The organism is Nocardiopsis sp. EMB25 (assembly GCF_026797795.1).
GTDB lineage: Bacteria > Actinomycetota > Actinomycetes > Streptosporangiales > Streptosporangiaceae > Nocardiopsis > Nocardiopsis lucentensis.
Genome location: NZ_JAMTDN010000001.1, coordinates 3,063,636 through 3,078,213, shown reverse-complemented (window position 1 = coordinate 3,078,213; position 14,578 = coordinate 3,063,636). Strand labels below are relative to the sequence as shown.

The window sequence follows — 14,578 nt, the reverse complement described above, 5'->3', positions numbered from 1 at the left end:
GCCGTGGGTCGTATAGTAATACCGGTATAGATATCCCACCCCAGGAGAGGAAGCCCCGTGGTCGAACTGAAGACCCCCGAGGAGATCGCCCGGATGCGCGAGGCCGGACGCGTGGTGGCGCGGGCCCTGGCCGCCGCGCGGGCCGTCGCCGCCCCCGGGCGCACCGGTCTGGAACTGGACCGCGCCGCCGCCGACGTCATCGCCGCCAGTGGGGCCGAGCCGCTCTTTCGCGGTTACCACCCGTCGTGGGCGCCCACGCCCTTCCCCGGCGTGGTGTGCCTGAGCGTCAACGACGAGATCGTGCACGGCGTCCCCACCGGGCGGGCGTTGCAGGACGGCGACCTGGTCAGCGTCGACTGCGGCGCCCGGCTGGACGGCTGGTCGGCCGACGCCGCCGTGAGCTTCCTGGTCGGCGAGGCCCCCGACCCCGCCGACGTGCGGCTGATCGCCGATGCCGAGGCCGCCCTGGCGCGGGGGATCGCCGCCGCCCGTCCCGGTGCGCGCATGGGCGACGTCGGCCACGCCATCAGCGCGCGGGCGCGCGCCGCCGGGTACGGCCTCACCGCCGACCACTGCGGTCACGGCATCGGCCGCGTCATGCACGAGGCCCCGGACGTCCCCAACGAGGGGCGTCCGGGTAGAGGCGTGGTCCTGCGCCCCGGGCTGGTGATCGCGATCGAACCCCAACTCGTGCGCGGCGGAACCGACGCCTACGTCCACGCCGGCGACGGCTGGACGGTGCGCACCGCCGACGGGTCCCGTGCCGCCCACGTCGAGCACACCGTCGCCGTCACCGAGGAGGGGCCGGTGGTCCTCACCCTCCCGTGACCGGTTCCTGTCCGGGGAGCGGCTCCCCCAGGGGGCGGGTGAAGCCCCCGAGCCGGGGGAGGAAGACCACGGGCGCGTCGAACTCCGATGAGGTGAGCCCGTCCGCCACCTCCTGGTCGGGCTCCCCGTACACCTCGAACGCCCGCACCGAGCAGTGCTTCATCACGTCGCGGATGTAGGGGTCGGACAGCTGCCAGTGGGTGAGGACGGAGGCCGAGTCGCGGTAGAGCTGGAAGCTGTGCGCCAGCATCCGCTCCTCGTCGAGGAAGACCTGCACCATCAGCTGCGGCGCGTGTCGCTCGGTGAACTCGACCGCCCGTCGGATCGCCTCCCGGAACTCGTCCAGGCGTCCGGGGGTGATCCGCATGGTGTTGTGGAACAGGAGAGTGGTGTCGTGTGTCGAAGCCATGCGGCCATCGTGCAACCTCAACATTAATTGAGGTCAATGGGTCCGGCGCGCCTCACTCCAGTCCGGGGACGGCCAGCTCCAGGCTGCCGTCCTCGGCGTCGAGCTGAGCGGGCACCCCCAGCGGAACCGTCAGCTGGGCCGCGCAGTGGCCGAACTCCAACCCCCACAGCACCGGTACGCCCAGCGGCGCCAGACGGTCGCGCATCAGGTCGGCGATCACCCCCAGGTCCGGAGGGCAGTCCGTCCACGTCCCCAGCGCCACCCCGGCGATCCCGTCCAGCCAGCCGGTCCGCAACAGGTGGGTGAGCATCCGGTCGATCCGCGCCACGTCCTCCCCGACGTCCTCCAGCAGCAGGATGCCCCCGTCGGCCGACAGCCTGCTGTGCGGCGTGGCCAGACCGTCGTTGAGCAGGCTCAGGTTCCCGCCGAAGGTCACCCCCCGGGCCCGTCCCGGCGCCAGCGCGTGTGCCCCCGGGGAGGTCAGCACCGTCCGCTGCTCCGGGGCGAACAGGGTCGTGCGCAGCTCGTGCTGGGCGACCTGGTCGCCCACGAAGTACCGGGTCCCCACGACCGGCCCGTGCACCGTCGCCACCCCCAGTTCGACGGCGAAGGCCTCGTGCAGCGCGGTGATGTCGCTGAACCCCACCAACGCCTTCGGGCGTGCGCGGCGCATCGCGTCGAAGTCCAGCAGGTCCAGGGTCCGGTGCGCCCCGTCGCCTCCGCGCACACAGAACACCGCGGCCACGTCCGGGTCGCACCACGCCTCCTGGAGGTCGGCGGCCCGTGTGGCGTCCGGCCCGGCGAGGTAGGGCAGCCGCGGGTGACGTTCGCGGACGTGCGGCGCGAACTCCACCCGCAGACCCCACTCGCCCAGTACCTCCGCCGCGGCCGCCAACCGGGCGGCCGGAACGGGGCTGCACGGCGCCACCAGGCGGACGCGGTCCCCCTCCCGCAGCCGGGGCGGCCGGACCAGCTCCCGCACGCCCCGGGCGCTCCGCACGGCCCTGGCCACGGCCTCCCGCGCACCACGCACCTCGGTCATCGTCCTCCCCACCCGTCACCGTCCATGGTCGTCGCCGTCTCCGGTCGGACGCAGACCGTCCGCATCGTGTTCCGCCCCCCGGCGGACCGCTCCCTCAGGCCCGCAGGAACGCGTCCAGCACGCCCACCCCGGATCTCAGCCCCTCCAGAGGAACCCTCTCGTCCACTCCGTGCAGCAGACCCGGGTAGTCCATCCCCTCCGGCAGCCGCATGGGGGAGAAGCCGTAACAGTCGATCCCCAGCCGGGCGAACACCTTGGCGTCCGTGCCACCGGCCATGCAGACGGGGACCACGTGCGCGCCGGGGTCGTGGGCCACCAGCGCCGCCCGCATCGCCCGGAACGCGCCCGAGTCCAGGGGGGCGGCCACCGGAGGCGAGGCGTGTTCGTACTCCCAGTCCACGCGCTCCCCGGTGAGCGCGTCCATCGCGCTCGCGAACTCCTCCTCGGCCCCCGGCAGGACCCTGCCGTCCACCCCGCCGACCGCCTCTCCCGGGACCACGTTGACCTTGTATCCGGCCGCCAGCGTCGTGGGCGTCGCCGAGTTGCGCACCGTCGGCGCCACGAGCGAAGCGGCCGCGTTCAGTCGGGAGATCAGGGCGTCGACCGCCTCGTCGGTGTCGGTGTCCCCGGGCACGCGCTCGACCTCCAGAGCGGCGGCGATCGCGTCGACCGCGGCGCGGGTCACCGGTGTCAGGCGCAGGGGCCAGCGGTAGGCGTCGATCCGGGCGATCGCGGCGGCCAGGGCGCCGACGGCGTTGTCGGCGGGCGGCCGGGAGCCGTGTCCGGCGGTTCCGTGGGCGCGTAGCCGGAGCCAGGCACTCCCGCGCTCGGCCGCGGCGACCGGGTAGAGCCGCACCGGCCGGCCGGAGGCGGTGCGCGCGTGGACCGTGTGGCCGCCGCGCTCGCCGATCCCGACCCGGCAGCCCTCGAACAGCTGCGCGTGCTCCCGCACCAGCCAGTCGGCGCCGAACACCGCGCTGTCCTCCTCGTCGGCGACCAGGGCCAGCACGATGTCGCGCCTGGGGCGCAGCCCGCTCCGGGCCCAGTGGCGGATGACGGCGGTGGCCACGGCGATGGTGTTCTTCATGTCCACCGTCCCGCGTCCCCACAGCGACGGAGCTCCGGTGACCGGGCAGTCGGCGACCTCACCCCCGAAGGGAGGGACCGACCACTCCTCGGCTCGGGCGGGGACGACGTCCAGGTGGGCGTGGAGCAGAAGGGCGGATGCGTCCGGGTCGGTGCCCGGGACGCGCACGACGACGTTGGACCGTCGATGCGCGGGCTCCAGGATCCGCGGTGTCAGACCGGCGTCGGTCAGCGCCTCGGCGGCGAACTCGGCGGTCGCCCGCTCGTCCCCCTCCCCGCCGCCGCGGTTGGTGGAGTCCCTGCGCACGAGCTCACGGGCCAGACGGACGGCGTCGTCCCCCGCCGCGGCCAGGTCGTACGTCGCCTCGGAAGGGTCGCCCACGGGTGCGGCCTCGCTCTCGGCTGGGGTCGTTGGGGCCCGGTGATAAGGGTGTGGCCACGGTGACCCGGGTCACGGTCTCACCGTACACAGCGACACCGCTCATCAGTCCCGAAGACGCTCCTTGCCGCCCCGGACGGTCACCCGTAGTCCTCCTCCATCGCCCGCGCGGCGAGCGTGGTCACCGCCTTGAAGCAGCGGATCATCTCGTAGGCGCTCGGCGAGGTGTAGCGGACCCCGAGCACCCCCGTACGCGTCACGCCCGGAACGACGTCGGCGGCCTGCGCCAGGTGCGCGGAGTCGAACGCCACCTCCACGGTGTGCGTCCGGGGCTCCTCGGGGCCGAGCCGTCCGGAGAGCACCATGGCGGCCTGCGCACCGGCACGGATCTCCTTGGCCGTGCGGGCCGGGGGGAGGCAGCGCGCGGCGTACCGGCTCACGTGTTCCTTGACCGGAACCGTCCGGGCGAACGGCGCGTAGGCCGCGGCGTCCTCACACGCGCGGTCGTCGCCGGTGACGAGAATGACGGGGACGCCGTACTCGGCGGCCACGGCCGCGTTGAGCCGACCCTCGCTGGCGGGTTCGCCGTCCAGCCATACCCCGGTGAGGGCGCCCGGCAGGTAGGTGTGCGCGAGCACCCCCTCGTCCCCGGCGCCGCAGTGGTAGCCGAGGAAGACCACGCCGTCGCAGTCGCCGTGCTGGATCCCCTCGACCATCGACAGGTCCTTGTGGCGGCCGGTGATCATGGTGGCGCGCTCGTCCAGGCGCTCCAGGAGGAGGTTGCGCATCGTGGCGTGCGCCTCGTTGACCAGCACCTCGCTCGCTCCGCCCGCGAACAGGCCCTCGATCGCGGCGTTGACGTCGCCGGTGAACATCGCCCGGCAGCGCTGCCACTGCTCGGTCCCGGGTTCGACGTCGGCGGGCCAGGTGACGCCGGTGGCGCCCTCCATGTCGGCGGAGACGAGGATCCTCATGCGGCGACCCTAACCCTGCGGCCCCGGCCGATCCAGGGAGGGGCGGGGGCGGGGACGCGCGCGGGGCGGGGGAGCCGGGCGCCGCGCACACGGGAGCGCCCCCCGCCCCCGGCGAACCGGGAGCGGAGGGCGGTGGTCGAGGTGTCGGGGAGCTCGGGACTCCCCGACACCCGGTGCGCGGTCCGGACGGTGTGCGTCCGGCGCTCACCCGACCGAACTAGGGGCGCCACGGGCCGTGGTGGTGGCCGCGGTCGCAGTCGAGGCCGCGCTTGAAGCCCCCGTGGCCGAGGCCGTGGTGGTGGCCGTGGTCGGTCGCGGCCGCGCAGATGTGCTGCGACCCGGCGCCGTGCGGGCCGGCGAAGGTGGCGTTGGCCTCCCAGAGGCTGTCCGCCAGGGCGGCGGTCGGGAGGCCGAACGCCAGCGTGGGCGCGGCGACGGCGGTGATCAGGACTCGCGAGATGGTCTTCATCATGGGATCTCCCCCCTGTGTGTGAACCGGTGCTTCGCTCCGGTCGCTTCCGCTCGTTCGAGCGGCACGTTGATCATTATGCGCAGATTGTGACTGAGTATTCGCTCTTTGTAACCAAATTGACGAAGTATGTCGAGAAGGGGCATTTGTCCACTCTGGCCTGTCGGCGGAGCTCTGGTTCGCCCTCCGGGGCCGGTGCGGCACGCGAAATGCCGGGGAGGCGTCGCTCCCCGGCATCCGACCCGCGATCCGGACGGTGTCCGGTGTTGGTCTGGCTGATCTGGTGGACCCGCGTGGCTCTAGTCGAACCAGGGGCCACGGTGGAAGTCGCGGTCGCAGCCCCTCTTGCCGTGGAAGCCGCCGCCGATCCACGGGCCGTGGTGGTGGCCGCGGTCGAAGGCCGCGGCGCAGATGCTCTGCGACCCGGCGCCGTGCGGGCCGGCGAAGGTGGCGTTGGCCTCGTAGAAGCTGTCCGCCAGGGCGGCGGTCGGGAGGCCGAACGCCAGCGTGGGCGCGGCGACGGCGGTGATCAGGACTCGCGAGATGGTCTTCATCATGGGATCTCCCCCCTGTGCATCGGCCGGTGCGATCGCCCCGGCCTCTTCCGCTCGTTCGAGCGGCATGCTTACGAGGATGCGCAGATCGTGGTCGAATATGTGCGCTTTGTAACTGGATTGACGAAGTGTGTGGAGATAAGAGGGGATCTGGGGCCTGAACCGTCGGAGAAGTGACAGTTCGGGGCCCGTCTTCGGAGGTGGGGCAAACATGAGAGGTGCCGGGGAGACACTGCTCCCCGGCACCCCCTCTCGCGAGCCGGACGATGTCCGGTACTCGGTCCTGTGGGCTACCAGATCCAGGGGCCCCGGTGGTCGTCACAACCCCGCTTGCCGAAGCCGCCGAATCCGAACCCGAAGCCGTGGCCGCCGTCGAACGCCGCCGAACAGACGTGCGTCGAGCTGGCGCCGTGCGGGCCGGCGACGGTCTGGTCGGCCTCGTAGAAGCTGTCGGCGAAGGCGGCGGTCGGGAGGCCGAACGCCAGCGTGGGCGCGGCGACGGCGGTGATCAGGACTCGCGACATGGTCTTCATCATGGGATCTCCCCCCTGAGTGTGGACCGGTGCTCACTCCGGTCGCTTCCGCTCCTTCGAGCGGCACGCTTACGAGGATGCGCAAAATGTGCCCTGATATGTGCGGTTTGTCACCGAATTGACCAAGTATGCGGTGATATGGGGGCATTTGTCCGCTTGAAGTGTCGGAGGAGTGACAGCTCGACGCCCCCGTCCGGGGCTCGGAGCGTCCTGGCGCACCCCGGACACGACCGTGCCCCGGGAACCCGTGGCTCCCGGGGCACGCGCACCGTCCGTCTAGGGCCTGTTTCTTGGAACGGTCACCCGAGGGGGTGTCGTTCGGGCGCTGGCGGGGTTCTGCAAGACGAGTCGAGCCGCCAGCGAGGAACGAGCGACAGGCGAGGACGAGGATGAAGAATCCCTGCCCTGAGGGCGCCCGAACACGGTCCGAAGCGAAGCGGAGGACCCAAAAAACACCGCCTAGGGGAGGGTGAGGATCTCCGAGCCGGAGTCGGTGATGACGAGCGTGTGCTCGAACTGGGCCGTCCACGAGCGGTCGGCCGTCACGGCGGTCCACCCGTCGTCCCACATGTCGTAGTCCACCCCGCCGAGCGTGATCATCGGCTCGATGGTGAACGTCATCCCCGGCTCCATGACGGTGTCCGCGCGCGGGTCGTCGTAGTGCGGGATCACCAGACCCGAGTGGAACTCCGGGCCCACACCGTGACCGGTGAAGTCCCGGACCACGCCGTAACCGAAGCGCCTGGCGTAGGACTCGATGACCCGGCCGATGACGTTGATCCGCCGACCCGGGCGGCACGCCTTGATCGCGCGCATCGTCGCCTCGCGGGTCCGCTCGACCAGAAGACGGTTCTCCTCGGCCACGTCTCCCGCCAGGAACGTGGCGTTGGTGTCACCGTGCACGCCGTCCTTGTACGCGGTGATGTCGATGTTGACGATGTCACCGTCGGAGACCACGGTGTCGTCGGGGATGCCGTGGCAGATCACCTCGTTGAGCGAGGAGCACAGCGACTTCGGGTAGCCCTTGTAGCCGAGCGTGCTCGGATAGGCGCCGTGGTCGAGCAGGAACTCGTGGCCGATCCGGTCCAGCTCGTCCGTGGTCACCCCCGGCTCGACGTGCTTGCCGACCTCCTGGAGCGCCTGGGCGGCGATCCGTCCGGCCTCGCGCATCCGCTCGATGGTCTCGGGGGTCTGCACGTCACCGAGAACGCCCTCCACCGGGTGCTTCCGTCCGACGTACTCCGGCCGGACGATGTGGGAGGGAACCGAACGTTGTGGCGAGATGCGCCCAGGAACCAGCGGAGTAGTCATGGACACAGATTGTAGTTCGTGCCTACCACCGTACGAGTTCGGCGATCCGGGCCCGACGGGTGTGAGGGGTGCCCCACCACGGGTTGGGAGCTGTTCCCGGTCTTGTCGGCTGCTGTTGGTCATAACCGGACGAACAGTCCCGCTGTCCCGGGGCCTTTCGCTGTCGTGGCGCTGTGTGTCGGTGTCCTTCGCTACCGTGATCACCGCCGATCAGGGAAAGGGGGTGAGCCGGTGGGCCGTAAGCGCCGCGCCACGCGTCGAACGCGCGTGCTGGCCGCCCCGTTCACCGTCGCCCCGCCCACGGGTGCGCGGATTCGTGACCGGCTGCGGGTGAGCGAGGCCGATGAACGTGTCCTGGTCGTGCTCGGTACTCACCTGGGGTCCCTGGCCCGTGCCGACCTGGCCGAACGTGTGCGGATCGGCATGGTTCCAGTCAGGCAGAACCGGCGGGCCGAACGTAAGAAGGCGTTGACGAAGGTGTCCTCATCGCGGTGGGCGGGGGCGATCACCCGCACCTCGGAGGACCAGTACCAGCTCGCGGTGCGGTCCCTGTTCGACGAACGCGCCATGCTCACCCGCGCCATCCGCACGCTCCGGCGGCGCCTGTCCGTACCGTGCGGCCAGCGCCGGGACGGGGTGCGCGGTTACGCCCACACTTCCGAGCGCTGGCAGAAGAAGCGCCGTCTGGGAGTGCTCACTGCCCGTCTGGCCGAGGTCGAGGCGCGGATCGAGGCCGGTCGTCCGGCGATCGTGGTCGGCGGAAGGAGACTGCTGCACACCCGTCACCACCTGGCCGACGCCGCTCTGTCCGAGGTCGAGTGGCGCCGCAGGTGGGAGGCATCGCGGCTGTTCCCGACCGCGGACGGCGAGACCGGCGCGCCGTTCGGCGACTACACCATCACCGTCCACCGCCGACGGCGGGTCGGTCACCGTCGCCCTGCCCGAGGCGTTGAGGCATCCGGCCAACGCGCCCCGGGGCCGGTATCGGCTCTCCTGCACGGTGCGGTTTTCCCACCGCCGTGACGAATGGCTGGACCGTGTCACCGCCGGCCGGGCGGTGCGCTACGACCTCACCCACGATGTCGAGCGGGGCCGCTGGTACGTGGACGTGTCCTGGGCGGTGGAGAACCCGACCCCGCCCACCCCTGATGAGCTCTCCGCACAGGGGGTGCGGTTGTTGGGGGTGGACCTGAACGCCGACCACCTGGCCGCCTGCGTCCTCGACTCGCACGGCAACCCCGTCGGCGCTCTCTTCACCGTCCCGCTGGAGTTGACCGGCCCCACCAACATCCGGGACGGACGGCTGCGCGCCGCCATCAGCCAGCTCATCCGGCTTGACCACCAGCACGGCTGTGCCGGGGTGGCGATCGAGAACCTGGGTTTCACCGACGCCCGCCAGACCGGGCGGGAGACGATGGGCCGGGGCAGGCGCGGTAAGACCTTCCGTCGCACGGTGGCGGGGATCCCCACCGCCCGGTTCCGTGACCGGCTGCGGGGGACGGCCTCCCACGCCGGTTTGGTGGTGGTCGCGGTCGACCCCGCCCACACCTCGGTCTGGGGGCGCCGGTACTGGAAGGAGCCGCTCCAACAGCAGACCAGGGGGAAGACCAATGTCACCGTGACGGGGCATCATGCCGCGTCGGTGGCGATCGGACGGCGCGCCCTGGGGTGCGGGATCCGGCGTCGGTCCAGGCCGCGCACACGACCGGAGGATCGTGTGCGCAGAGCCGACGACCAGACCGGCCCCGCCCCCGGGGCGCGGGGGACCACGGGCCCACGCGGGATACCGGGCACACCCTCTGGGGTAGGTAAGACCCGGGTACGCCCGCGTGACCGGCTCGTGCTGTCCTGCGATCTCCAGGACCGTTCGGGAGATCACCGGGCCAGGGGCCCGGATTCATATGGTTCGGCCGACACTGGCCAACTCACATAGGAATGGTAGGTGTGGGACATCCGTTCCGGACGACGAGAGGCGGGCGACGGTGAGTGAGATACACGGCGGCGACTGGTGGTACTGCCTGAAGCACATGCGGGTCGAACAGGGCGCGGGCTGCCCCAACCGCGAGCGCATGGGGCCCTACGAGGACGAGGCCACGGCCGCGCGGGCACTCTCCATCGCGGCCGAGCGCAACGAGGAGTGGGAGGCGGAGGAGGACCGCTGAGGCCGGGGCGCGCGTTCCCCTCCCGCTCCCCTCTGACAGGATCGGCGTTCATCCCCTCCCCGGGCGGGAGGGGGAGCGCCGCGGCGCCCACGACTCCGTCAACGACCGTCTCGTCCGGGAGGAAGCCTGATGACCGAACCGACCACGCCCGAGGGCGTCGACATCGCGGGCAGGACCATCGCCGTCCTCGGGGGGACGGGCGACCAGGGCCGGGGGCTGGCCCGCCGGTTCGCCCTGGCCGGGCACAGCGTCCTCATCGGCTCCCGCAGCGCTGAGCGGGCCGCGACCGCAGCCGCCGAACTGGTCGCGGCGGAGAAGGCCGAGATCGACGTCCAGGGCCTGTCCAACGCCGACGCGGCCGCCGCCGGTGACATCGTCATCGTCGCCGTGCCCTGGGACGGACACCGTGAACTGCTCGTGAGCCTGGCCGACGCCCTGGCGGGCAAGATCGTCGTGGACTGCGTGAACCCGCTCGGCTTCGACAAGCGCGGGCCGTTCGCGCTCGACGTCGCCGAGGGCAGCGCCGCCCAGCAGGCCGCCGAGGTGCTGCCGGACAGCCGGGTGACCGCGGCCTTCCACCACGTGTCCGCCGTGGTCCTGCTGGACCCGGACGTGGACACGGTCGACCTCGACGTGCTGGTGCTGGGTGAGGACCGGGCGGCCACCGACGAGGTGCGCGCCCTGGCCGAGCGCATTCCCGGGGTGCGCGGGGTGTTCGGAGGCAGGCTCCGCAACGCCCACCAGGTCGAGGCGCTCACCGCGAACCTCATCGCGGTCAACCGCCGCTACAAGACCCACGCGGGGATCCGGATCACGGGACTGTGAGGGGCGCCCCCGGACCCGGGAGCGCCCCGGAGCGTCAGGACACCCAGTCCTTGACCCTCTCGACGAGCGCGACCGGGTCCCCGCCCACCGGGGTGACGTTGAGCCTGGTCACGCCAGCCGCGCGGAAGGCCTCCACACGCTCGCGTACGTAGGACTCCGGGCCGACCAGGTTGGTCAGTTCGACGAACTCGTCGGGCACCGCCGCGGCGGCCTCGTCCTTGCGGCCCTCCAGATACAGGTCCTGGACGGTCTCCGCGGCCTCCTCGTAGCCGTACCGGCGGGCCAGGGTGTTGTAGAAGTTCCTGCCCTTGGCGCCCATGCCGCCCACGTACAGCGCGATCATCGGGCGGACGAGGTCGAGCAGCCGCTTGGTGTCCTCGCCCTCGCCGATGGCCAGCAGACCGCCGGCGGAGATCTCCAGCTCGCCCAGGGCGGGGTCGCGCCTGGCCCTCCCCTTGGCGATGGCCTCACCCCAGACGACGTCGGCCTTCTCCGGAACGAACAGGTGGGGGAGCCACCCGTCGGCGATCTCGGCGGTCATCTGGACGTTCTTCTCGCCCAGCGCGGCGACGTAGACGGGGATGTCGGGACGCACGGGGTGGTTGATGATCTTGAGCGGCTTGCCCAGGCCGGTGCCCTGATCCGGGGGGAGCGGGAGCTGGAAGACCGCCCCGTCGTGGGTGAGGCGCTCCTCCCGGGCCCAGATCCTCCGGCAGATCTCGATCGTCTCGCGGGTGCGCGCCAGGGGCTTGGTGTAGGGGACACCGTGCCACCCCTCGATCACCTGGGGGCCGCTGGCGCCCAGTCCGAGGATCGCGCGCCCACCGGAGAGGTCGTCCAGCCCCGCGGCCGTCATGGCCACCAGGCTCGGGGTGCGGGTGTACAGCGGCAGGATGGCGGAGCCGATCGACACCGTCTCGGTGCGGGCGGCGATGTAGCCCATCAGGGTGGGGCTGTCGAACCCGTAGGCCTCGGCCACCCACACGGTGTCCAGCCCGACTTTCTCCAGTTCGACCACCTGGTCCACCGCGGCTTTGGGCTCGCCCGCGTACTGGAGCGGCATCGAGATGCGCATTGGTCCTCCCCGGCGGGCCGGTCCCGGCCCGTGTCGGTGCTGGGTACGCAGCGACTGTACTACCGAGCGCCGTTCGGAAAGTAGCCTCCCTCACACTTGGAGACGGGTTCGGCCGCCCCCGGACACGGCGACGCCGGCCGGGGCGGGCGCCCCGGCCGGCGTCACCGGGCCGGATCGCTTCCGGTCAGCCGGCGTAGGAGTGGCGCTCCTCGGGGAAGGCGCCGCCCACGACCTCGTCCGCGAACCCGGACGCGGCCTCACGCAGGGTGTCGGCGAGGTTGGCGTAGGTCTTGACGAACTTGGCCACCTTGGGGCTGAGCCCGGCCATGTCCTGCCACACCAGCACCTGGGCGTCCGTGGACGGACCCGCGCCGATACCGATGGTCGGGATGCCCAACTGCTCGGTGATCTGGGCGGCGAGGTCGGCGGGGACGCACTCCAGCACGACGGAGAACGCGCCCGCGCGCTCCAGTTCCTTGGCGTCCTTGAGCAGCCCGGCGGCGGCCTCCCCACGTCCCTGGACCCGATAACCGCCGAGGGTGTTCACCGACTGCGGGGTCAGGCCGATGTGGCCCATCACCGGGATCCCGGCCGAGACGAGCAGCTCCACCTGGTGGGCCACCGTGTGGCCGCCCTCCAGCTTCACCGCCTGGGCCCGCCCCTCCTTCATGAAGCGGGTCGCCGCCTCCAGGGCCTGCTGGGGCGATCCCTGGTAGGCGCCGAAGGGCAGGTCGGCCACGACCATCGCCCGCCGGGTGGAGCGGGACACGGCGGCGGTCAGCGGAACCAGTTCGTCCATGGTCACCGGCACCGTGGTGTCGTAGCCGTAGACGACGTTGGCCGCGGAGTCGCCGACGAGCAGCACGGGAATCCCCGCCTCGTCGAAGATCCGGGAGGTGAGGGCGTCGTAGGCGGTCAGCATCGGCCAGCGCTCGCCGCGCTCCTTGGCCGCGGCCAGGTCGCGGACGGTGACGCGTCGGCTGGTGACCCCGCCGTACAGGCTCTTCCCGTCAGAGGGGGTCGTGATCGAGGTGGTCATCATGTGTCTTCCTCCGTTGTCTCGAAGCACCGTGTGGTGTCCCCGGACGTGTGGACGAGATCGTCTCGCGCGTGCGCGCGAGGAGGCCCCTCGGGGCCGGTCGGTCCTGGACGGGACCGTGCGTGTGCGGGACGGGGAGCCGCGCCGCCGTGTCCGGGCGGTCGGCCGGTGCCGCACGCCAGCATCATCGCATGCCGCCGTTGCGCCGCATTCCTTGGGATACAACCGGTTCGCGTCATGGGATCATTCCCGGGAACCCTGGTATGGAGGTGGGATGTTGGACTCGCGGACGGCGTACCGGCGCAGGTGGGGCGCGCTCGGCGTGCTCATTATCTGTCTGTTGGTGATCGTCGCCGACAACACGATCCTCAACGTCGCGCTGCGCACGCTGTCGGACCCCGAGGCCGGGGTGGGCGCGAGCCAGTCGGAGCTGGCGTGGGCGATCAACTCCTACACGCTGGTGTTCGCCGGCCTGCTGTTCACCTTCGGCGTGCTGGGGGACCGGTGGGGCCGTCGCCGCCTGTTGGTGTGCGGCCTGGTGGTGTTCGGAGCCTCGTCGGCCGCCTCGGCCTACTCGGGTTCCCCCGAACAGCTCATCCTCGCCCGCGCGGCCATGGGCCTGGGCGCGTCCATGGTGATGCCGCAGACGCTGTCGATCATCACCCACGTGTTCCCGCCCGAGCAGCGCGGCCGCGCGATCGGGATCTGGGCGGGTTCGGTGGGCCTGGCCCTGGCGATCGGGCCGACGGCGGGCGGCCTGTTGCTGGTGAACTTCTGGTGGGGGTCGATCTTCCTCATCAACGTGCCGTTCGTCCTGCTGGGGCTCGCCCTGGTGTTCTTCCTCATCCCGGAGTCGCGGGACCCGAACCCCGGACGGCCGGACGTGCTGGGCGTGCTGCTGTCCGTTCCGGGGCTGGTGCTGCTCATCTACGGCATCATCACCGCCGGGGAGAGGGCGTCGCTGACCGACTGGGACGTGTACGGCGCGCTCGTCGCGGGTGTGGCCCTGGTCGCGGTCTTCCTCCTGCACGAGTCGCGCACCCCCGACCCCTCGCTGGACGTCCGCTTCTTCCGCGATCCCCGGTTCAGCGTCGCCATGGCCGTCATCATGGTGCTGTTCTTCAGCATGGCCGGGATCATCTTCTTCCTGAGCTTCTACTGGCAGAGCGTGCGCGAGTTCACGCCGTTCGTCGCCGGGATGCTGGTGCTGCCCTCCGCCGTGGGGCAGATGATCATGGCGCCGCTCAGTCCCACGCTCGTGCGCTGGGCGGGGCCGCGCAGGGTCGCCGCCGCGGGCGTCCTGGTGGCCTGCGGGAGCTTCCTGTTCTTCAGCCAGCTCAGCCAGGACACGCCGGTTCCGCTCATCCTGGTGGTCTTCTTCCTCCAAGCCGCGGCGATGGCGAGTGTGCTGACCCCCGCCACGGACGCGATCATGTCCGCGGTCCCGCCGGGGAAGGCCGGCGCCGCCTCCGCCGTGCAGAACACGGTGCGCCAGGTCGCCACCGCGATGGGGGTGGCGACCCTGGGAGCGGTGATCTCCACCCGCTACCGTGCGGAGGTCGGCCCGGCCCTCGACGCGTTCGCGGAGGGGGAGGGGGCCTCCCGGACCAGTGCGGAGGAGTTGCACACGGCGGGGGAATCGATCGAGGGCACCCTCGCGATGGTCCGGCGTATCGGAGAGGACGGTCGCGAGCTCGTGGCCCCGGCCAAGGAGGCGTTCATGTCGGGGCTGCACCTGGCCGCCCTCATCTCGTTGGGGATCGGCCTGTTCGGCCTGGTCGTCGTCCTCATCTGGATGCCGCGCGAGGCGGGGCGACACCAGCCCGCCGAGGGCCAGGAGGCCGTGGCGAGCGGTGACCACCGCGAGGATGAGACCTCCGGCTGATCCGGGC

General features: G+C 71.7%; 16 protein-coding genes. 6 read left to right on the top strand and 10 right to left on the bottom strand.

Annotated elements, in window-relative coordinates; all coding sequences use genetic code 11:
* Positions 1 to 57: 57 nt before the first annotated feature.
* Entirely contained in the window at positions 58 to 828 is a 771-nt protein-coding gene (gene map, locus KIK06_RS13245; RefSeq protein ID WP_268643351.1) for a type I methionyl aminopeptidase, read from the top strand.
* Here map (KIK06_RS13245) and KIK06_RS13240 read toward each other — a convergent pair.
* From KIK06_RS13240 to map (KIK06_RS13205), 8 genes are all read right to left on the bottom strand, one after another.
* Positions 815 to 1,237: a hypothetical protein gene (locus KIK06_RS13240; RefSeq protein WP_268643350.1), complete on the bottom strand. Its 423-nt coding sequence runs from the start codon at positions 1,235 to 1,237 to the stop codon at positions 815 to 817. The genes map (KIK06_RS13245) and KIK06_RS13240 overlap by 14 nt on opposite strands.
* Positions 1,238 to 1,289: 52 nt before the next feature.
* Positions 1,290 to 2,279 (bottom strand): S66 peptidase family protein, encoded by a 990-nt coding sequence (locus tag KIK06_RS13235; RefSeq protein WP_268643349.1) that lies wholly within the window; start codon positions 2,277 to 2,279, stop codon positions 1,290 to 1,292.
* A 94-nt stretch (positions 2,280 to 2,373) separates the two neighbouring features.
* Complete coding sequence (locus KIK06_RS13230) at positions 2,374 to 3,747, bottom strand: M20/M25/M40 family metallo-hydrolase (protein WP_268643348.1); 1,374 nt, start codon at positions 3,745 to 3,747, stop codon at positions 2,374 to 2,376.
* 137 nt (positions 3,748 to 3,884) lie between these two features.
* The gene (locus tag KIK06_RS13225) at positions 3,885 to 4,718 is read right to left on the bottom strand and encodes a M55 family metallopeptidase (protein ID WP_268643347.1); all 834 of its coding nucleotides are present in this window, start codon (positions 4,716 to 4,718) and stop codon (positions 3,885 to 3,887) included.
* Between the two features lie 217 nt (positions 4,719 to 4,935).
* Positions 4,936 to 5,190, bottom strand: a complete 255-nt coding sequence (locus KIK06_RS13220; RefSeq protein WP_268643346.1) for a hypothetical protein — start codon at positions 5,188 to 5,190, stop codon at positions 4,936 to 4,938.
* 296 nt (positions 5,191 to 5,486) lie between these two features.
* On the bottom strand, positions 5,487 to 5,744 hold the full coding sequence (locus KIK06_RS13215; protein WP_017598027.1) for a hypothetical protein: 258 nt from the start codon (positions 5,742 to 5,744) through the stop codon (positions 5,487 to 5,489).
* A 287-nt stretch (positions 5,745 to 6,031) separates the two neighbouring features.
* On the bottom strand, positions 6,032 to 6,277 hold the full coding sequence (locus KIK06_RS13210) for a hypothetical protein (RefSeq protein ID WP_268643345.1): 246 nt from the start codon (positions 6,275 to 6,277) through the stop codon (positions 6,032 to 6,034).
* A gap of 456 nt (positions 6,278 to 6,733) precedes the next feature.
* Complete coding sequence (gene map / locus KIK06_RS13205; protein WP_083924426.1) at positions 6,734 to 7,585, bottom strand: type I methionyl aminopeptidase; 852 nt, start codon at positions 7,583 to 7,585, stop codon at positions 6,734 to 6,736.
* Positions 7,586 to 7,816: 231 nt separating this feature from the next.
* Here map (KIK06_RS13205) and KIK06_RS13200 point away from each other — a divergent pair, with 231 nt between their 5' ends.
* From KIK06_RS13200 to npdG, 4 genes are all read left to right on the top strand, one after another.
* Positions 7,817 to 8,608: a hypothetical protein gene (locus KIK06_RS13200; protein WP_268643344.1), complete on the top strand. Its 792-nt coding sequence runs from the start codon at positions 7,817 to 7,819 to the stop codon at positions 8,606 to 8,608.
* Positions 8,586 to 9,518 carry a hypothetical protein gene (locus KIK06_RS13195; protein ID WP_268643343.1) on the top strand — a complete coding sequence of 311 codons (933 nt, stop codon included), beginning with the start codon at positions 8,586 to 8,588 and terminating at the stop codon, positions 9,516 to 9,518. The genes KIK06_RS13200 and KIK06_RS13195 overlap by 23 nt, the downstream gene beginning before the upstream one ends.
* A gap of 49 nt (positions 9,519 to 9,567) precedes the next feature.
* Positions 9,568 to 9,747 carry a hypothetical protein gene (locus KIK06_RS13190; protein WP_017602070.1) on the top strand — a complete coding sequence of 60 codons (180 nt, stop codon included), beginning with the start codon at positions 9,568 to 9,570 and terminating at the stop codon, positions 9,745 to 9,747.
* A 129-nt stretch (positions 9,748 to 9,876) separates the two neighbouring features.
* Positions 9,877 to 10,572, top strand: coding sequence for an NADPH-dependent F420 reductase (gene npdG / locus KIK06_RS13185; protein WP_268643342.1), 696 nt, complete (start codon positions 9,877 to 9,879; stop codon positions 10,570 to 10,572).
* A gap of 34 nt (positions 10,573 to 10,606) precedes the next feature.
* Here the strand turns inward: npdG and KIK06_RS13180 are convergent, their stop codons facing one another.
* Together KIK06_RS13180 and panB are read right to left on the bottom strand one after the other, a co-directional pair.
* Complete coding sequence (locus KIK06_RS13180; RefSeq protein WP_268643341.1) at positions 10,607 to 11,647, bottom strand: LLM class F420-dependent oxidoreductase; 1,041 nt, start codon at positions 11,645 to 11,647, stop codon at positions 10,607 to 10,609.
* A gap of 184 nt (positions 11,648 to 11,831) precedes the next feature.
* Positions 11,832 to 12,686 (bottom strand): 3-methyl-2-oxobutanoate hydroxymethyltransferase, encoded by an 855-nt coding sequence (gene panB / locus KIK06_RS13175; protein ID WP_268645974.1) that lies wholly within the window; start codon positions 12,684 to 12,686, stop codon positions 11,832 to 11,834.
* Positions 12,687 to 12,960: 274 nt separating this feature from the next.
* On the opposite strand from panB, the gene KIK06_RS13170 reads away from it, so the two are divergent.
* Positions 12,961 to 14,571: an MFS transporter gene (locus KIK06_RS13170; RefSeq protein ID WP_268643340.1), complete on the top strand. Its 1,611-nt coding sequence runs from the start codon at positions 12,961 to 12,963 to the stop codon at positions 14,569 to 14,571.
* The last annotated feature ends 7 nt before the right edge of the window (positions 14,572 to 14,578 follow it).